At 49.5% G+C, this 19,955-nt stretch carries 13 protein-coding genes and 2 pseudogenes; 12 read left to right on the top strand and 3 right to left on the bottom strand.

The genetic code is table 11. The annotated features are described in order from the left end of the window. The 3 genes from QEH59_RS17165 to QEH59_RS17175 form a co-directional block, all read left to right on the top strand. Nucleotides 1-194: integrase core domain-containing protein (locus QEH59_RS17165; RefSeq protein ID WP_308986614.1), on the top strand; the 194-nt coding region annotated here is incomplete at its 5' end. Nucleotides 195-542: 348 nt separating this feature from the next. Next, on the top strand, nucleotides 543-1,223 hold the full coding sequence (locus QEH59_RS17170; RefSeq protein ID WP_308986615.1) for a hypothetical protein: 681 nt from the start codon (nucleotides 543-545) through the stop codon (nucleotides 1,221-1,223). Nucleotides 1,224-1,227: 4 nt separating this feature from the next. Further along, the gene (locus QEH59_RS17175) at nucleotides 1,228-1,809 is read left to right on the top strand and encodes a hypothetical protein (protein ID WP_308986626.1); all 582 of its coding nucleotides are present in this window, start codon (nucleotides 1,228-1,230) and stop codon (nucleotides 1,807-1,809) included. Here QEH59_RS17175 and QEH59_RS17180 read toward each other — a convergent pair. Then, a pseudogene (locus QEH59_RS17180) lies at nucleotides 1,730-1,927 on the bottom strand (transposase); the annotation flags it as partial. The gene QEH59_RS17175 and the pseudogene QEH59_RS17180 sit on opposite strands and share 80 nt — an antisense overlap. A 512-nt stretch (nucleotides 1,928-2,439) precedes the next feature. On the opposite strand from QEH59_RS17180, the gene QEH59_RS17185 reads away from it, so the two are divergent. Then, the gene (locus QEH59_RS17185) at nucleotides 2,440-3,786 is read left to right on the top strand and encodes an FAD-dependent oxidoreductase (RefSeq protein WP_308986616.1); all 1,347 of its coding nucleotides are present in this window, start codon (nucleotides 2,440-2,442) and stop codon (nucleotides 3,784-3,786) included. 77 nt (nucleotides 3,787-3,863) lie between these two features. Here the strand turns inward: QEH59_RS17185 and QEH59_RS17190 are convergent, their stop codons facing one another. Then, complete coding sequence (locus QEH59_RS17190) at nucleotides 3,864-4,517, bottom strand: D-sedoheptulose-7-phosphate isomerase (RefSeq protein WP_308986617.1); 654 nt, start codon at nucleotides 4,515-4,517, stop codon at nucleotides 3,864-3,866. Continuing rightward, nucleotides 4,514-5,500, bottom strand: coding sequence for an ROK family protein (locus QEH59_RS17195; RefSeq protein ID WP_308986618.1), 987 nt, complete (start codon nucleotides 5,498-5,500; stop codon nucleotides 4,514-4,516). The genes QEH59_RS17190 and QEH59_RS17195 overlap by 4 nt, the downstream gene beginning before the upstream one ends. Nucleotides 5,501-5,683: 183 nt before the next feature. Here QEH59_RS17195 and QEH59_RS17200 point away from each other — a divergent pair, with 183 nt between their 5' ends. The 8 genes and pseudogenes from QEH59_RS17200 to QEH59_RS17235 all read left to right on the top strand — a co-directional run. Then, entirely contained in the window at nucleotides 5,684-7,801 is a 2,118-nt protein-coding gene (locus QEH59_RS17200; RefSeq protein ID WP_308986619.1) for a glycoside hydrolase family 38 N-terminal domain-containing protein, read from the top strand. A gap of 44 nt (nucleotides 7,802-7,845) precedes the next feature. After that, nucleotides 7,846-8,718: an alpha/beta hydrolase gene (locus QEH59_RS17205; RefSeq protein ID WP_308986620.1), complete on the top strand. Its 873-nt coding sequence runs from the start codon at nucleotides 7,846-7,848 to the stop codon at nucleotides 8,716-8,718. 216 nt (nucleotides 8,719-8,934) lie between these two features. After that, the gene (locus QEH59_RS17210; protein ID WP_308986621.1) at nucleotides 8,935-12,624 is read left to right on the top strand and encodes a hypothetical protein; all 3,690 of its coding nucleotides are present in this window, start codon (nucleotides 8,935-8,937) and stop codon (nucleotides 12,622-12,624) included. Then, a complete protein-coding gene (locus tag QEH59_RS17215; RefSeq protein ID WP_308986622.1) occupies nucleotides 12,621-13,316 on the top strand; it encodes a hypothetical protein in 696 nt (231 codons plus the stop codon). Before QEH59_RS17210 ends, QEH59_RS17215 begins: the two co-directional genes overlap by 4 nt. A 165-nt stretch (nucleotides 13,317-13,481) precedes the next feature. After that, complete coding sequence (locus QEH59_RS17220; protein ID WP_308986623.1) at nucleotides 13,482-14,192, top strand: hypothetical protein; 711 nt, start codon at nucleotides 13,482-13,484, stop codon at nucleotides 14,190-14,192. A gap of 154 nt (nucleotides 14,193-14,346) precedes the next feature. Further along, nucleotides 14,347-16,860 carry a beta-galactosidase gene (locus QEH59_RS17225; RefSeq protein ID WP_308986624.1) on the top strand — a complete coding sequence of 838 codons (2,514 nt, stop codon included), beginning with the start codon at nucleotides 14,347-14,349 and terminating at the stop codon, nucleotides 16,858-16,860. Nucleotides 16,861-16,922: 62 nt separating this feature from the next. Next, nucleotides 16,923-17,381, top strand: a complete 459-nt coding sequence (locus QEH59_RS17230) for a type II secretion system protein (protein WP_308986625.1) — start codon at nucleotides 16,923-16,925, stop codon at nucleotides 17,379-17,381. Nucleotides 17,382-19,862: 2,481 nt separating this feature from the next. Next, a pseudogene (locus tag QEH59_RS17235) lies at nucleotides 19,863-19,955 on the top strand (IS5/IS1182 family transposase); the annotation flags it as partial.

Here is a 19,955-nt window from a genome sequence, read left to right on the forward strand (position 1 = left end):
AATACTTCGTCTGCGACAACGATCCGCTGTTCACGAATGAATTTTGCGAGACTTTGGAAACTTCAGGAGTGAAGGTCATCAAGACCCGCGTCGCGACACCTGAGCAGAACGGCTATGCTGAGCGCTTCGTGAAAAGCCTGAAAGAGGAGTGCCTTGACCGGATGATATGTTTGCGTTGCGCTGTCGTCGCATAGCTCCTCGGAACTTCGGCGAGCGTTCGCTGAGGAAGGCGATCAATGAGTATGTTGAGCACTATCATCACGAGCGTAACCACCAAGGTTTGGATAATTTGATACCGTTTCCGTATGCCTCTGAAACAAAGGGCAGAAGCGGTTCAGTTGTAAAATTTGAACGGCTCGGAGGGCTGTTAAACTACTATCATCGAGAAAACGGAGAGGAGGAACGACTGGCCGGATAGCAAAATCATAAGAACCCGTGATCGAAATGATCGAAATAATGCAAGGAAATCGACCCGAATCGGAGCTGCCTGAGGCGTGATTTCGATCAGTTCGACTTTCTACAAGTGATTGGTCAGCCAAGGTTTGTCTCGGTCCGTCCTGTATGAAGTGCCTATTCGCCCCTTGCGCTCCTTGGGAGAGTTGCAGCATTTTGATGTGAACTATTATAGTCCTTTGCCACCTTACACGGCCAATGCGATCGGGAATAGCCACGCCAATTATCTGATTGAGCCAGATGCAGTGTGGATTGATGGACCCGAAGCGGATGATGTGCGTGCGACTTATGACCACAGTTATGTGGCCAATCACTTATTCTTTGATGATTGGTTTGTTTCATCGATTGCCCCTGACGTGTTAGATGGTTCTACCGTTGAGGCGCGCTCAGTGGAGGAGGTTTATAGCGATTTTATTTCTGGGCAGTCCGCTTTGCCGAATAAAGCTTACCTGCCAGCGGAAACGGTTGGGGTGGCGGATGCAAGTAGTGAGGCCAATGCAGCACTGGTCGATGCAGAAACCTGGCATGATGTGGCTTCGAAGATTGAGGTCGATGGAATGTTTAATGTGAATTCGACATCCGTGGAGGCTTGGGCTGCTTTACTCGGTCACTTGAACGGTGGCGATGTTCCCTACCTGACACAGGTCGGAGATTCCTTGAATGTTCAATTAGAGACTGGTGCCAATGATACGCACCCAGTTAGTCGCACCACCGTTGCAGGTGATCCATCGGTTGCTAGTAAATTTGGCGCAAGCGGAACGTGTCTTTAGTATAATGTATTACGACGCTCCAGACAGTGCGCCAAAAGATGCCTTCATATATCAAGGGGATGAAGCTGCCGGACGGGTTCCTTTGCCGCGGCGGAATTTTTCTAAACCATTTGAATTGGCGGAAGGTGCGCTGCGTGTGTCCTTATTGCCAGCAGCTTTGGCCGAAGGTGTATCCATTCCGGAACAGGCTCCGGCGATTCAAATTCCTAAAGAATGGGATAAAGTTCTCATTTTAGCCTTTCCCGACCCTAATAACCCGATCTTTCCAATACGGCTCAAAGCTCTGGATGCCAGCGACGACGTGTTTGGCCCAGGCGAACTGTTGTTTATCAACTTTGCCGAGGTGTCTATCTTCGGCATGGTGGGAGAGCAGAAGTTATTACTACATCCGGAAACGATTCAAGTCATCTCCCATCCCATCCCGGATAAGGGGGAGTATCAGATTAAACTCGATTCAGTCAAAAACGACATCGAGAGTCGGCGTTGGCTAATGCGCCAAACGTGGCGACATCAACCCAAGGTGGAAGATCGTGGGGAAGCATCCTCCATGCGCATCCGCTACGCACCAAGTAGAAGATCGCATTGACGATGTCGCGCTTCGAATAGCGCGGCGGCCGGCCCAAAATTGAACCACCTGGAATTAGTGGCTCAAGTAGTGCCCATTCTTTGTCAGTCAGATCGCTTGGGTAGTTTTCTGCATCCAAGCTATATGCGAGATTCGAGCACTCTCGTACCGCCCAAATTACGGATTTAAGCTTTTATTAGACGCCTTCTGAAGGCCGAGTAGCTGAAGTAAAGATTGCTCAAAAGGGCTCATTAGTTGTCATGGACTGAGAATACATTGATTACCGGATGTTTGAGCGTTGGTCAGCTGAGGGAGTGGGATTCGTTACGCGCCTAAAGAAGAATGCGGAAATTTGCCTGTAGACCAAGAATGACTTGATTGTGTTTTAGACTCTTTTTGATGGATGCGTTAGTCTATTTTTAATAAATCCTATTCAGAAGTCCTATGAAATATCAGTTCGGTAACTTTTTCCGTTACAGGGAAACTCTAATTCTATCCAAGATTATCCTGATTGCTGCTGGGTTATGTCTGTCTATCTTAATGTTCGGTGCTACTTTGAAGACTATGAGCTGGCGGATCGGTTAAATTCACCTTTCATGCTACGAAGGGTGGCCTCCTTATTAACTTATTAAACAATTACCATATAAAGATATGTCATATATAAGAATTCCTTCTGATCGTGTGCCGGTTTTGTTGACTGCAGATGTTGTCGTTTGTGGCGGTGGTGTTGCAGGTATTAGCTCTGCCATTGCAGCTGCCCGTCATGGGGCAGATGTTGTCTTACTCGAGAAAATGCCGACTGTCGGTGGTATGGCTACAAACGGCTTAGTAAATATTTGGCATACTAGTGATAGGACGTGTCAGGTTATTTTCGGTTTAGTGCAGGAAGTCATAGAGCGCGGCGGAGATTGGGTTCAGCGATACGATGACTTTCCTGATCGGCATGATACGCATTGGTTTGAGCCCGAGGGGATGCGCCTTGTTTTTGAGGCATTATTGCGTGAGGCGGGTGTCCGTGTGGTTTGTAATTTGATGCCAGTAGAAACTGTGGTCGAAGCGGGACGAATTCAGGCTATATTTGTCGATACGAAACAGGGGCGCCGAGCGGTTAAAGGTAAGGTTTTTATCGATGCTACTGGCGATGGAGACGTCGCGGCGAATGCAGGAGTGCCATTCCGCTTTGGGCGGGACTCGGATGGATGTGTGCAAGGGTCGACCTTGATGTTTAGTTTACATGGGATTGATACGGATAGAGCGCGTATGAACGATCCTGAAATGGTCTCACGCTTGGTTGCTGAGATGGAGGCTGAGGCAAATGATGGGCTGTTTCCTCCGTTTAACAACGAAGTGCTGCGTATTAACCTTTCGGGGCATGCGAATAATCATTACCCATTTAATGTGGCACCTGTTGCAGGTAACACAATTGATGAGGCCGAGTTAACCGAAATGACGATGCGGGTGCGCTCATTTTTGCCCCGCTATCTGGAGCGTTGGCGTCGATGTATTCCTGGGTATGAAAATGCTGAGATCGAGCAAACTGCCGCGTGTTTGGGAGTACGTGAAAGTCGCCGGATTCAGGGGCGTGTTGTTCTGGATCGAGATATGGTATTAGGCACTCGTAAACATGGAGATGCGATCGGTCATGGTGTATGGATGATTGATATTCATGATCCTAAGGGCAGTGGGTATACGACTTGGTCGGATGGAGGAGAAGACCATTTGACTCCCAAGGGGAAGAGTTATCATATTCCGCTAGGTATGTGTCTTAATGAACAGTTTGAGAATCTGGCAGTATCGGGGCGATGCGCTTCGTCGACTCATGAAGGACATGCCTCTGTGCGCTTGCAAACTCACTGTATGGTGATGGGGCAAGGCGTTGGAACTGCAGCTACGATGTCTTTGAATCATCATGATAGTTTCCATTCTGTGGATGTGCCAGAATTACAGCGCTTGCTCCGAGCTGACGGTGTATTTCTCGAAGATGTGCCTTCTTCATGATCAGGATTCGCTCTTAGGCTTTGAGAGCGATGGCGGTGTATCGTTAGATGCTTATTGATGAACGCCGTGCATTTGTCTCAATCAGCGAAAAATGCGTCTTCAAGCATGATGCAAAGGCAGTGGTATATCGGTAGGTGCAGTTCTTGTATGTTCGGCGTCGTGTCGGCGGGCACCGTGATGCTGCAGTTGCATTGTTTTGCTAGCCAGCCGCCATGTGAACCAGTCAGTCCGATTGTCTGTATATTTAGGGCGTGGGCAACACTAACTGCGCGGCAAACATTTTTGGAGGTACCTGAGGTGCTGATCGCTAGGAGGATATCACCCTCCCTTCCCAGCCCGAGAACTTGCTGGGCGTAAACGAGCTCGCCTGAGATGTCGTTTGAAATCGCTGAGGCCAGCGGATCATTACCTGAGAGGGCGACTGTGGGCAAGGTGCCTTGTAATAAGTCTGCCATAGTCGAACCGTGCTCGGGATCGGCCTCATTCAAGCGTTGCTTGATCTTTTGGGGCAAGGGGCGCTTGCTCATGAAGCCCTTCATCAATTCACCCGCGATATGGGCGGCGTCAGAGCAGCTTCCGCCGTTGCCGCAGATCAGCAGTTTATTCCCATTCTGGAATGCTCGGTGGAGCAATTCGAAGGCGTTTTCGATGTCGTTCTTGCATGATTCTAGAATAGGCTGACGTTCGATTAAACGACTGAGGTAGATGTTTGTGTCGGAGGTTGTGTTCATAGATTTAAGGCTTCATTGGCGATACAGAGGGCCGCGTGATCTCCTAGAGCCTCGCCGAGTTCGGCGGGCATAATACAACAGGCTTGAACGTTAGAGGACAGTGCTTCGGCCTGTAGGGATGACTCCATGTGTCCACGGATCTGCAATTCGGCACGGGCGAAAATGCTACCGAGGATGATGCGCTCTGGGTTGAGTGTATCGACGAGTAGGGCGAGTGCTTGCCCTAGTTTTTCGGACGACTCTCTGACGATTGCCTGAGCAAATGTATCTCCCGTTTCCGCGGCCTTGAAGATCGCTTTGGCTGAGACATACTTGCAGTTCTCGCCTATTCGGGGGCCGATTCCCTGTTCCTTTGCACGCAGTTGAGCTAGCCTCGCGATACCCCCACCGCTGCAGAATCCTTCAAAGGATCCAGCTTTACCAAAACCGACAGGACCCTTGCTGGCTAAGCGTAAGTGGCCTACTTCACCTGCGCAGCCGTTGGCGCCAGTGTAGAGTGCTCCATTGATGATGAGGCCCGCTCCCATGCCAGTGCCATATGTCAGAAAAACCATATGGCGACAGCCACGACCTGCGCCAAGTCGCCATTCCGCGAGGGCGCAAGCGTCCGCGTCGTTTCGTAGAGCAGCAGGGCAAGCAAAGGTGCGCTGAGCCCAATCGACGATTTTAACTTCGTCCCATCCCGGAAGGTTTGGGGGGGATTTTATGATTCCCTGCTGTGGGTTTAGGGGGCCGCCGCATGAAATACCTATTGCCCCTAGATGTTCTCGTTTTAGATCATTGCTCCGAAGAAGTTCATTTGCGCTGGCCTCCAATGCCGTGAGGGCTTCGGACGGGCTGGCCCACTCGTTTGTCGGAAATGAGCGACGCACGACGACCGTCTCAATCCCGCGTCCGAGTATCACAGCTGTTTTTGTCCCGCCGATATCGAACCCGAGAAACCAGGGCTTTAAGGTGTTGGAAGCTTGTGATGAAGTGGTCATTTGTAGGATCATGTTAATGCAATTTAAAATACCTGTCCCGTCTTCTTTTGTGGTGGGTTTCGGTTGGAGTCACTCTTGGGTGGACAAGAGAACACCAAAATGACCTTGGGCTGACGCCATGCGGAAAGCTTCAAATATGCTATAATGGCGACTTATCCTCTATAATCTAATCTGAAAGCTTTCATGAAAACAATCCATCTGATCTTTAATGCCCATCTAGATCCGATCTGGCTATGGGGATGGCAGGAAGGGCTCGACGAGGCCTTGTGCACGTGTCGCACGGTATGTGATCTGCTGGAAGCGAATCCTGATCTGATCTTTACTCGGGGCGAAGCATGGGTGTATCAACAAATCGAGCGCATTGACCCCCAACTCTTTGCACGAATCCGAATGTTGATTCATGCGAAGCGCTGGGAGCCTGTAGGTGGTTGGTATATTCAGCCTGATTGTAATCTGCCTACTTGGCGAGGCCTAGAGCGGCAAATTGCGATTGGTAAATCATATTTTGAGGAGCGTCTGGGCGGTTTCCCTGAAATAGCATACAATGTTGATTCCTTTGGTCACATGGCGACATTGCCGACTTTGATGCACAATGCTGGGCAGCGGTTTTACATTATGATGCGCCCACAGGAGAACGAGATGACTTTACCTGCACGGCTTTTTCGCTGGAAGAGTGTCGCCGACGCTAAAGAGGTGGTGGCTTTTAGGATCGCAGATTGCTACTGCACGCCAGAAGGGATCACACGGAGATTCGTCGAAAAATCCTTGACTGAGTTGCCTGAGGGAATCGACCACACTATGTGCTTCATTGGGTTAGGCGATCACGGCGGGGGGCCGAGTCAGACGATGATCGACTGGTGCCGTCAAAACCAAGATTTCGCGCCAGGGGTGCGTTTGGAATTTTCGTCTCCTAGTCGATTCTTTCAGGCGGTAGCTGGGCAATTGGATTTGCTGCCTGAGGTTACTGGCGAATTACAATATCATAGCGTGGGATGTTATTCAGTTATGCAGGATCTCAAGCTCGCGCAGAAGCGCACTGAGCGTCGATTGGAGCAAGCCGAAGCCTGCCCAAAACTTTTGCCTAAGGATCAAAAAGCGATAAGCGAAGCTTGGGAGTGGGCCTGTTTTCATCAGTTCCACGACACGTTGGGTGGAACGAGTTTGCTGACCGCCTACCACCATGTGTTTAACGAGATCGGGGCAGCGGAGGCGGTCGCTGAACGTGCGATGGCTTATGCCCTTCGGCGGAAGGTCGTCCAGTTGCCGCCTGATCGTTTACAGCGATTAGTTTGCTTCAATCCGGCATCAGAAACATGGAACGGATGGGTGGAGACAGAGCCTTGGTTGGAGTGGACGGAGTGGGGAGACGATTGGCGTCTTTTAGACGAGAATGACGAGGAAGTCCCTTTTCAAGAAATCGAAGCTGAAGCCATGCATCACCGTCAGACACGTATGCTTTTCCATTTGAATATTCCGGCTGGCGGCACCCGCATCATACGGATTGAACGCGAAGGCCGTAAAGTGAAGCCTGAGGTTTCCCCTGAGCCTGCTGCGGTTCTCCAATGGGAAGCTGGGCAACTGCCCGAGCTGCGAAGTGCGAAGGGTGCCGTGCGGTTGAATTTGGTTTTACGCGAGGATAAGTCCGATACTTGGTCGCACAATGTGGACCGTTATGACGGCGAAATCCTGTCGCAAGTCGAGTGGACTGGGCCAGTTTCTTTAGAATCAGGCCCCTTGCGTTGGGCCTGGACGCAAGAGGGGACGTTGGGTGAACGAAGTACGATACACGCGGAGTGGCGCTTGTATGCCGGCTCAAGTGAGGCTGAGCTCATCTTGCGAATACATTGGCATGAGCTGCATCGCATTGCGAAGCTGGAATTGCGAGGTCCTGGAACCTTTGAAGAAACTCATGCGGGGGTGCCGGGGGGGGGGCTGCGACGTGCTTCCACCGGGCGTGAATTCCCTCTGAGTGATTGGTTGATTGCCGAAAAAAACAATCAACCTCTTTGGGGTGTTGCTTGCCCTGAAGTATTTGCTGCCGATGTCACTTCGGAACGAATAGCGGTCACACTGCTTCGTTCGGCGATAATGGCGCACCACGATCCGAATCCGGGTATTTCGCCACGTCGAGAATATAGTGATCAGGGACGGCATATTTTTCGTTTCTACTTTGACCTTAGTGTTAATCCTTCGCCATCGTCGTTGCAAGATTGTGCACGACGCATGATGCAAGCACCTCTGATCGCCAATACTACTGCAGGCATGCCTCGTCGTTATTTGCGTGGTGAGGTTGGCCCTTAAATTCCGCACATATGATATATACAGCTGGTAGATTTTTTCAATTTATGAATCGTTACTTAAAGGTTTTACAATGTGTGTTCTTCGCGATGCTGACGCAAGCGCAGGCGAGTAATGTTGTAGGGGAGGCTATGACTTACAAGGAGGTTGATGGCCACATCTTACAGTTGCATATTCTCAAGCCAGCGAATTGGAAGTCCACCGATGAGCGGGCTGCATTGGTTTTTTACCACGGTGGTGGCTGGGTCGGCGGCGGGCCGAGTGCATACAATGAACAGGCGGAGTATTTTGCTGAACGAGGTATGGTGTGTGTCCTTGCTGAATATCGTCTTCTGGGGAAGATGCTGCGCCCGCCCGACATCTGTATTGAGGACGCTAAATCGGCATTTCGGTGGGTGCGTGGGCACGCTGCCGACCTTGGTATTAATCCAAATGAGATTGCGGCTGTCGGAGCTTCAGCAGGTGGTCATCTGGCTGCGACAGTTGCGTTGATTTCAGGTTTTGACAGTCCGCAGGACGACCTCGGCATCTCGTGCCGCCCAGATGCGCTCGTACTCTATAACCCAGTCATTGATAATGGACCGACTGGGTATGGCTATAAGCGTATGAAAGAGCGTTTCAGAGAGTTTTCCCCATTGCACAATGTTCGAGAGGGCGCGCCGCCATCAGTCGTTTTTATTGGGACGGAAGATAAGGTCGTGCCAGTAGAGACGATTATTGAATTCGAGCGTAAGATGAATGATGCTGGTGTTGCCTGTACGGCTTTCGTTTTTGCAGGACTGCCTCACAGTGTGTATCATCGTCGCTATGCTGGAGAGCGGGGGTTCTCTCTTTGTCTCTACGAAACAGACCGTTTCTTCTCGTCTCTGGGTTGGATAGAAGGTGATCCAACGGTGAAGAAAGTGGGCCGTTCGGAATAGAGAGTCTCAAAAAATACTCTTAACGTATGGCTTTTTTTAGACTATAAATCAGTTGATTTTAGACTATTTTATAGTGACCATTAACACTATAATTGTGTTATTGATTATCGTCCTAATTCTACTGCTACGATTTACCCTTTGAACCATTTTCCCCTTTTGAGTTACTCTCCTTCTAGTCAGTCTTTCGACTCCTCGCATAGGTTACGCCAAAGCGGTATGGCATTGGTCATCTCCTTGGTCATGATGTCTTTGGTTCTCACTCTAGTGATTACTCTTGGAATCACGATTCGAGTCGAGACCCAGAACGCTGCAATCACAAAAAGGATGTTTGCCGCTCGCAACAATGCGTTGTTGGGGCTTTACGCGGCGCTCGGTGAATTACAGGCCGCCGCTGGCCCAGATCAACGCGTTACCGCTACGGCGGAGATTCTGAGTGGAACGGATGATGCGAACTTGCGCTGGACTGGAGTTTGGAATGTGGAGGGCAACAATCCATTTGACTACTCGATGGGTCCTCGGGATTTATCAGGCAAGTTGGATCCTGATGATTCAGTGCCCGCTTGGTTGATTTCTAGCAACAATGCAGTTGATCCTGCTCAGTCTATCGAATCGGTTAATGTCGTCGGTGGTTCCGTCCAAACCGCTACTCTAGTTTCTGACAACAGTTTCGCCTCTAATGATCCTTCGGTTGAAACTGAAGTTGTGGCTGGCCGTATTCAGGTTGGCGCGGGATCCAAAGAGGTCGGGGGCTATGCCTGGTGGGTCGGAGATGAGGGGATTAAATCTAAGCTAAATACTGTAGATCAGACGCGTGTTCTGGAGCCGACTTCGGCATCTCACAACAATCGTCGGGATCGTTTGCCACTGGTTGTCAGCCTGCGTGCAGCAGGTGAGCTAGTTCTGGACGCAGATGCTAATTTTCCAGTCAATTGGATGGGCTTGAACAATGTGTGGGAGGGGAGAGAGATGACCCTACTGACCGGCGAAGCGCTCGATGCTGACTGGGTAAAGAAGAGTTTTTACGAGGCAACTTTTGTATCCTCTGGTGTGCTCAGCGATGTGCGGAATGGCGGGTTGAAGAAAGACTTGAGCAGAGGTCTGGGCGACCAGTGGCAGGAATTCCTCCAAGGATTGCAACCCGACAGCTCGGAGTGGGTCGGAGGGTGGCCTCGCCCGCAGCCCGTGTTTCAGATTCCTGGGGCGAGTGGGCTGTTTGGTGCACCCTACGACGGTAGTATTTATGGGCCGTATTGGGACGTCTTGTATCACTACGCTAACCTGTATCAACCGCATCAGCCTTGGCTGCCGAATATGCACCGTTCCTCAGGTCATACATTTCAAGGTTACATGAGCGGTAATGCTGGACCGTCTGGGTTTTCTGATCGCGACAGTGGGAACGCTTCGCTTGAGCCACGAGGCATGGGCCCCGATGTGCAAGTTTATTTACCGCGACATGACTTCCAGTATTCTAACTGGCAGCGAGGGAATTGGTTCGCGCTGCCACCAACTATAGACTCTGGAAATACATACCAAACTGGCAACAGCGGTCGCCGCGAACCCGTTTGGAATGCAGTGGCGCCGGTCATGGCACGCCTCCAGCTCGTCTTTTCCCTCTCCAGTGTGGCCGTGACGGACCCGCCCCCAGCGGCGGGTGAGGTGAACTATCGATTGCGTTTGCATGTCACGCCCGCAGTGGTTCTATGGAATCCGTATAATGCCAGTCTCGCTGGAAAACGATACTCGTTCAGCTTTGAGCCTATTCTCCACCTTCAAATTAAGGTAGACGGTGTTGATTATCTCGATGGGCCTAGTAATGGTGAGTATAGTCTCATGGATTTACTCAAAGTAAATGGTTGGGGGCCCAATATTGATACAGATCATTCGGGTAATACCTTTGGTGATCTTGGGAGTCTTGAGCACAATCAGCCCATGCTGTTAGAAACCGATACTGTGACTTTTGCGCCTGGCGAGGTTAAAGTATTCTCTTTACCGAGTGCGGATATACCATGGCACCCTCTGATGACACGCGGTTCGCAAAACCAAAATTACTGGCTGAAGAATGAATTCAACCCAACGAATTCAGCCTTTGTCGATTTGGTGAAATATTCGACAAATGGTGAGTTTACTGGCGAGTCGAGTGATGCATTCGACCTCCCGGTGATTACTGTTATGGCCGGTGATTCCCGCGACATCACAGTTGAATTTTTCGCCGAAAACGTGGGTACGCAGTTCGGTAACAATGGCTACCTGACGGTTGATGGCCTTGATCTAAATACTGAGCCGAATTATTTTAACAGTAATACCCCAGTCCGTATGGGCGGTGGCTTGCGCTATGCGCGCTTTGTAACCAGCGATCAGACTTTTAATCTCGGTGAAGTTGCAAATTTGGAAGGGAATTCGGTTACTTTTGCTGCGACCTATGCTGGGCTGAAAACAACTAATGAGGCTAGTGACGGAGTTCCGTTGTTTTCACAATTCAATGTGCGTGCACTTGTATCCAATAAACTGATAGGTAATCAAGATATGCCTTTTACTGAGATTTATAAAGGCGGCTTGTTGAGTGCGACAAATACTCAGCTTGATATTCAAGAGTCCGGCGGTTTGAGCTACTATGGTTCAAGTTTTGAACCTCAGGGCGGAGGGCAGCAGCAGATCATCCTCTTCGATGCGCCACGCCAACCTCTGTATTCAGTGGGAGAGTTGATGCACGCTAACGTCTCGTATTATGATGTTTTGCCTCAATATGCTGTGGGGAATTCCTTCGCTTCTCCTTACATTCCTTTAGATAATTACTTTGCAACTTGGGAGCATGATGATGGTAGTGCTTTTCCCATCGTCGATTATTCTTATGCGCTAAACGATGCTCTATTCGACGAATATTTCTTCTCAGGTATTCCTGCGCGTTACTCGAGATATAGCACATCCGCGTTGTCTTCGCTGGAGGGCGAACTTCCTCCATACGAAAGCTTCGATCTGGATTATCTTAAAGCTGGTAAGCCACTTCCAAATTCGCGTATGCGCATTCGTGCGTTCGCGGATACTGCGACACAAGATACACTTGATCGTCTGCAAGACATCGACACCGCCGCCGCGCATCTGATGGTCGATGGAGCGTTCAATGTGAACTCAACTTCGGTCGATGCGTGGAAGTCCATTCTTGGGAGCTTGGCGCTTGCACCTGGAGAGACCTATCCATTGAGCCGTTCCACCGGTGTGACCAGCCAGCTTCCCGCAAACGAAATCGCCTTCCCCGCGCCGCGCTTTTCTCTCCCGGTCGATGACTCGTCCTCTCGCTGGACTGGCTTCGCAAATATGAATGATGGAGAAATTGAAACGCTCGCGGTCAATCTCGTCGAAGAGGTTAAGGCCCGAGGGCCATTCCTTTCCCTCGGCGACTTCGTAAATCGGCGTCTGACAAATGATGTGACTGGCAAAGCAGGTGCATTACAATCTGCCATTGACGCCTCAAACCTGAATGACACCAGCGACCTCGGCTCGTCCTACAATGTTTCAGGCGATGCAACTTCGCCCTACGAGCGCATGGATTCCAACCAACTCGCGCCAGCGCAAGGTGCCGGTATCCCTGGTTGGATTTTGCAAAATGACATTCTTCGTGGATTGGCACCAGTGCTCACTGTCCGTTCAGATACGTTCCGCATTCGCGCATATGGAGATGTGGAAGACCCCATTACCGGTGAGATCGTTTCGCGAGCATGGGTCGAGGCCATCGTCCAGCGTGTGCCGGACTTTATCGATGGCACGGACAGCCCAGAGACGCCAGTTTCCCTTCGCACCCCCGGTGATATCGTGCGTGCGCCAAACCCCGGTTTAGCTGAGGTCAACCGAGAGTTCGGTCGACGTTTTGAGATCGTTTCATTTCGCTGGCTCAATAAAGACGAAATATGAGATTCAAACGCCTATTCCTTATACCGCTCATCGTGGTGATACAATCACTCATCTTGCATGCCCAAGATGAGCCCGTGCTACACATGTCGATCAGCACTTTTTCGTGGAGTGATCCGATGACTGACCTTTACTGGATGTCAGAGGGGCAGGCACTTGAACTGAAGGCGTTGCCTCTAGTTCGAAGCGGCCCGTTTCGATACGTGGGATCAAAGGACCTGTTGATTTATCGTGGGAAGCCGCAGTTGTCCGAAGACGGTGTTGCCCCGAAACCCGTTGGGCGAGTTGAACTGCCGTCTCAAGGGGGGCGGGCTTTGCTCATTTTAATGTCACCCGAAGGTCCTGGAGGTCGGATCATTGGGCACATTGTGCCCGAACAGGAGGGGGATTTTCCCGCAGGTTCGTGCCGGTTTATCAATTTGACGCAGAGTGCAGTCAACATCGCCGCCGCATTGGATGACGAGCTGTTCATCTTGACGCCGGGGCAGACAAATACAGTGATGGAATTCGCGAATGAAGATAGTGGTGGGTTTAAACTTCGATTTGCCTACCAAAAGGCGGGGGGTGAATGGGATAAGTTTTACACTGGTCGATGGACACAAAATCCAAATCTACGGACGCTTTTTATTATAACCGAGAATCCTCTCGGGCATTTCATTCTTCGGCGTATAAGTGACCGGCCACGTAATCTGTAAATCGAGTGCTCGGGCTGGTTGATTCTGAACTAACCAGAAGACAGTTGGAGGCTATCTTTCAATTATCTTAAGTATTATATTCTAGGAAATGGAAAAATAGTTGTAATAGTCAATTACTGTTAAAAAGCTCACCTCAATATTAAGATAGAAAATACAAATACCCTCATGAAATATTCACAATCACGTATATCTTCGCGCTTACTGAAGTTTTCTTCATTGCTTGCACTGTTTGGATTGATAGTCGGCACATCCAATGCTGCTACAATTGTCTATAATTTCGACGATGATCCTAATGCGAGCTCTGCAAATGTCAGCGGTATTGACGCTGCAACAATCGATGCTTCGTCGTTCGTTGGTCCCGGTGGTGGCGCATCGATTTCAACAGGTACTGATACAGCCTTCATCAACTTTAGTAATCTCGCAAATGATAAGGCTGCCTCTTTGACGAGCAATAACTATTTTACTTTCACACTTACCGGAGTTGGCACGAATTTCGATCTCAGTTCATTTACGATCGATTTCGGCGGTAATCGAGGGGGGGAAGAAACTGCGACTCCGAACATCATCGTTCTGTCCAATGCAACTGGCAGTTTTGAAGAGCTCTCGGTGACACCAAATAGTTTTCTTCTAGATAATGACAATAGTAATACGCGAGAATTCACTACTGGAATTGTGGATATCAGCGGATCAGATTTTGATAGTCTGAGTTCGGTTACATTCGAGATTCGAGCTTTTGACGGCGGTGCCGTTAGTAGTAGCGGTGCATTCCGTATCAACAGTGTTTCATTGGGTGCAGTGGCTATTCCAGAGCCAGCCACGTTCGCTTTCGCATTGGCTTCGCTATCGCTGGGCTTCTGTGTGTTCCGCCGTCGCTAAAGTTTAGTCTGTGGTGTGGTTACCGTTCTGAAAAGGAACGTGTATTTTATGGAGCCCACGTCGATCGTATGTCGGCGTGGGTTTTTTATAACCTCAGGCGTAAACTACGTTTGCAGGAAGATTCTTTGTTTCTATTTGCTAACTATTGATTTGTATGAACACAAAATTTTTTATTCGAATTCCTGCGTTATGTCTCCTGATAGCTATTTCGCCGCTGATGGGCGCTAAAACGAGTGAGCCACTGACGAATATCACTTTAATTGAGAAGCTAGAGGATGAAGAAGCGTGGGTCCAGGCCTTGAGCATTTGGATTTCGGAGTCACAAGATGGCGATGTAGTAGAGTCTTGGGGCGCATTGAAACCGAGCCTTAGTGTTGAGATCCAGCGGATTGATCATAAAGTCGGGATTTTCTCTAGCCAGACGGGCGCTTCCGGTCTCGAGCAGGTCGCCCAGGAATTGAAGGAAATTGATGCGAAAATAGAGAAGTTTTGCACGTTGCATGGCGACTCTCTCGCTCAGCAGACTAAGAAATTTTTTGAGCGCCAGAATTATTTGTTTGGTGTTAGCTATGATAGGAATCCGACTGCTCGGCTCGCCAAATGGGCGCTCTTTGGTCAGGGCCTATTTCGGCTGAATTCCTTTTGGCAGGAAGGCGGAAGGGATGTCACTCGTACTAAAGAGACCATCGCAGATACGCTGGGGCAACTGCAGTTGGCGGATCATTGGGGCTTACAGTCCATCTTGATTGTTAATTTGAAGCCTTTGCCCAAAGGACCTTTGGATTTTGTCTTTACTCAAGACCTTGTTCCGGAAATACGCCCAAGTTTCTGGGGCTATAATTACAACTCCGCACGTTTAAGAAATGAGCTGCAGGGTGCCTACCGAGAATGGGGCGAGGCCACCGCGGATACCTCAAATATCGCGGTTTACCAGATGAATAATGAGCCTTTCTGGAGCACATCCCCAAATCCGATTCTTGGCTACGATCCGATGACGATCGGGGGGGATCCTGCGGTATGGCGTCAAATGGCCGAAGATCGTTATCCCACGCGTGAAGCATGGTTGAAAGCGTTCCCTGACCGCTCGGCTAAAGCACGTAACAAGTCGCTGTTAAAAGGTAAAAGTGTCGAGAGTTTCTTTGATTGGGCCTCGCTGAGCGAGGCGGAGTTCGACTCGGCGGGTATCCGTGGGTTGACGTTTATCGAGTTCCTTCAGGAGCGTTATGGTAGTTTGGAGAAGCTCAATTTGACATGGTACGGTGAGGAGGAACAGAGCCGTTGGTATACGCAGTGGGGGGATGTCTTTCCCCCCATGCCGGACGCAAGCAATGAATCCGGATCAAATACTGCAAAAATTGATGCGTCTTCGTTTGATGTGCCAGCGCAATGGATCGGTGACCTTAGTGAGTTGCCGTCACCCGCACGAGAGGATGTGCCAGCATGGGTGGATTGGGCAGAATTCTGGGCGTGGTCGATTAATGATTTCCTCGTTGAGAACCAGAACGCGTTAAAATCAGGCGGTGCGAAGTCTCCGATTACGACGAATGCGATCACGGGGCATTGCATAAACAACTATCTCTTCAATGCTGTCGACACGGGTTTAGTCGCTTGGGCGACATCGGAAAACCTCGATGCCTTGGGGATCGATTTTTACGCGATGGATTTCCTGCAAGCTTACATGGGGCTGATGCGTGGTGCGGCTGGAGGCCGTGATTTTTTCATCCATGAGACTAGTTATCAGGATGAGTTGGCCGGTCAGTATGTCGCGATGTATTGCTTTGTCTATGGCGCGAAAGGCTGCGCTTTCTGGTTGCGTGGCGGTGACCATGATGTTCCGGCTCGTGGATCCTTGAAAATGCTGGAGTTGTCACGTGCTCTTGATGACTACGATCTGCAGTTTAACTCGAAACCTTACTCGGATGGGATTGCCTACTGGTATTCGTTGGACACGCTTTATTTGAGTGATGCTTTGGCCGGATCACCGGAAGCCTACTTACGTGAAGTGCAGGTTGCCACGGGTGCATTGACTCGCGCTCAGCGCCATTACGATGTTTATGCGGATCGTCAATTGAATACCGGTGTGCCCGCGCATGTTAAGGTCTTGTTTGCGCCAGGAGTCATCGCTGTGGATGATGCAACACTTTGTAAGGTCAGAGATTGGGTCGAGCTGGGTGGCTCGCTCTTGATTTCGTCCGACTTCGCTCGTTCGGATCGGTATGGTCGTTCTCGTCCTGCAAATGATCTGGCATGGCTAAAAAAGAATCCGCGTGTTCAGTATTTTGATGCTCAGGCACTTCGTAGCTTGCGTAATACGATGGCAAATAAATCTGAAGGCTGGCCCTATAATTGGTCTTGGGAATCGGTTCCAACAGTCGTTAGTGAAATTGACGCAAAGCTTTCAACTAGCGCACCTAAGCAATTACGATACCTCAATGTGCAGGGCGACTTGAGCCCAAGCCAAGCCGGAATGCGCATTTCAGAAGATGCGGCATATGTCTTCGTCGATCCATGGGCTAAAGACATTACTATTGAGTTGTCGGGCGTCTACGAATCCGTCGAGGAGCTATTCAGCAAAAGTGTGCCTGTTATGAAAATCTCAAATGGTGTCACACGGGTTAAGATTACGAAAGGGCCAGCAGTGCTGAAGTTCGAGCGTGTCGCGGAGTAGTTGATTTACTTTTTAGATCGGGACACGCGTAGGATAGCATTATCGTTAGGGATGTGGGAATTGTGGATAAATACAATTCTAGGGTTCGGGCTTTCACTTTGATTGAGCTTCTTGTCGTGATTGCGGTGATCGCGATTTTGGCCACAATACTTATACCTGCCATTGCAGCTGTTCGTATGAGTGCGCGCAAAGCGGAATCTGTCACTAACTTACGTGATATTACCTCTGCCATTCAGCTATATATCGCAGACAATTCAGGCCGGCTTCCCCATTCGTGGATTGGTGGCAATAGTGAGTATGAACGCGATGAAACCAATTGGAGAGAGCAGTTGGCAAATGCTGGTTACTTGGGTGATCCTGATTATTCGGTCAGCAATAACTTTAACGGAGCTCAAAATTACAGTGTGATTGGCTCGCCTGTTCAGCGTTCTCTAGCGCCAGAATTGACTTTCGACTTTGATCCACCGCGCTTGGCGACTTATGTGATGAACGCTCGAGTTGGTTCATGGACTGGGGAATAATACCGAATCAATTTCTAATTAGCTGTCGGTTAAAATGGTTGATTCGGCGAAGACTATGCTCATCACCGAGTCGAGTTCTCGCAATGGAGTGGAGTTCAATGCCGTGGCTACCCTAAGCACATTCCAGACTACGTCGATGATGATACGATCACCCTACTAGCCTGAGCGAAGGGCATGGGTGAGCACTTGGGCATGCACCTGCGGTGAGGCGCTGTAAGATGAGAAACTATGTCCATGGCTGCATTTACCCAAATTTAGAAATCTGATGTGGATAGATGGAGTCGTAAGAAACGGCTCGAATCTGAGGAACTGGGTATGTTGTCTCGGACGACTAGCGTCTGTTGATTTCCACTTATAGTAGAACTAATTAGATTGGACCCGACAGGGTCGATATTGTCCCAGTTTTGCAAATCTGGACTGCACTGTACCCAAATCTTTAGATCACTTTTTGTTAAGTCTCGGGTGAAGATTATAGCTAAATATTCTTGTTTTTCATCTTCAATAGTTGTGTTAACTGGAAGATCTTTACTGTTTTTGTTCAGCGGGTTGGATCCAGTGGTATACTCGAGCAAATTAAATACCCCATCTTGGTCTGGGTCTGCTATGTCAGATGCAATTCCTGAATTCTCAGTGTTGCCAAACCAAGCCTGACGCCAATCAGTTATGGTCGTCAGATTTGCTGAGGCGGGACTAGCTAGTCGTTGTGATAGAAGATGGAATTGAAAGCCATGTGATACCGTTTACGGTGAGTTTATCGATGAAGGTCGCGCGGTAAGCACTATTGGAGTTGTCAGCGAATGAAATGCGTAGGGTTATCGTGTCATTCTCATCCAATGGATCTGAGAAAGTAGGCAACTGCAATAGGCCTATCGAGACTTCCTCTTGTATATAGTGTCCGCTGACTGAGTTGAATACCGCTGGGTTGGTAATGTTCGATAACCCGTTGATAGTGGATGCTGCGGTGAAACTCACGCCATCAGTTGAGTAATGTAGTGTGGCGGTTGGTGCCTGATAGTTGCCAGTACCTGAATGACTTAGACTGGTATCATATCCCAGATCAAAGGTAACGCCACTTAGGAGCATATTATAGTTTGTGGACGGGCTTATGTCGAATGTGATTGAGTAGTTGCTGACTTCCGCCTCTCCGGAAACGACGGGAGTTGTGGTGTTCATAGCGATTTCGTATGCTTTGCCGTCAAATTCTGCACTCGCTGTGAACGATGCTCCAGTGGGAACGCTGGATCCTAGCATGGCGTCAAATACGCCATGCACGTTCGCTACAGGTGAGTTGGCCTTTTCTACATCATCCAGATCGGATATGTTTACATTAGGTGTCGTGGAGCTCGGTGCTATCCCTGAAGTGTCCCCTGTTGTGGCGGAAGTAAAATCCCAAGAGGCGAGTGCTGGATTGGCAATATGGACGAAGCAAAATTCGTTGGTTACGTGTAGTGTGAAATCCGCGGTCTCAGGCTGCATGATATCGTTCCCATAAATGTCTAGAATTCGTGCAATTTTTCCAGGTTCGACATCAACTTCGGTGGTAGTGAATGCATCCGCAATGTAAGCGTAGAATTCCTGCCCGGATGCTGTGTCTTGGAATCGACGAACCGTCAGGTTCTCGTCCTCAGGGAACTGCTCGACATTTACAAAGTTGAGTGGTTCGACATTCCTAGCTAGGAAATGAAATGCCATTGCGGTTTCTTTGGGTGCAAAGTTCAAACCATTATACTCGAACATACCCAGTGACTTTTCACGCAGTCCGAGTCTGGTGCCAAATGCACCATCGGCAAATTCATACCATGAGAACATTGCAAGATCCGCTTCTCGGAAAAGCATGTATCTCTCGACTAGCCAATCGGCAACCTCATGGCGGGAAGTGCGGTTAAAGTCAGCATTGTCATCATAGTAGCTAATGGTTGTTTCGGTGAGCCAAATACTTTTGTTCGGATAGCCATTATTAGCCATGATGTCTTTGGCTTCAGCCCAGTGACGTTCCGAAGCGGCGTAGGTATGCAGGGCGAGGTCGTCGATATATTGTCCGAGCCCCAGATTAAACGAGTCTTCCAAGAGTCCGTTTTCAATTCCATGGTTACCGATCGCTCCATTTAGTACGTGGTAGGACGGATCCTTCGTCTTAAGAACGGTAGATTGGTCCGCTTGAAATTGCACCCAATCTGCCACGTTGTTCGACCATTTGTCGGAGAGATCCGGTTCGTTACCCAATTCCCAGTAGCTTATTGGGTATCTGGCTACGATTTCGTCTACATACTGGGCGAAAAGAGTGGTGTTTATCGTAAGTTCTGTGGTGTCCGTGTATGCCCAGGATGGAGGATTTATAGTCGCGAGGCGCCCCATCCCGTTGATTGCGATTTCATTAGATATCATGTCGGCCTCACTCCAATTATAAACACCGGGGCTTGAGGTCTCGATTGCCAATCCACCTCGCTGCCAGTATACACCGATCCGCTTCATTAAATTTAAGCTCCAACCGCTGCGATTGTGGACTCGCAAAGTGTTAAAACAGCTGATCACGGAGGAATCCGTGGCTATGATGCAGGCAAACGCGTCGTGGGC

The organism is Thalassobacterium sedimentorum, from assembly GCF_031127905.1.
In the GTDB taxonomy this organism is placed as follows: domain Bacteria; phylum Verrucomicrobiota; class Verrucomicrobiia; order Opitutales; family Coraliomargaritaceae; genus Thalassobacterium; species Thalassobacterium sedimentorum.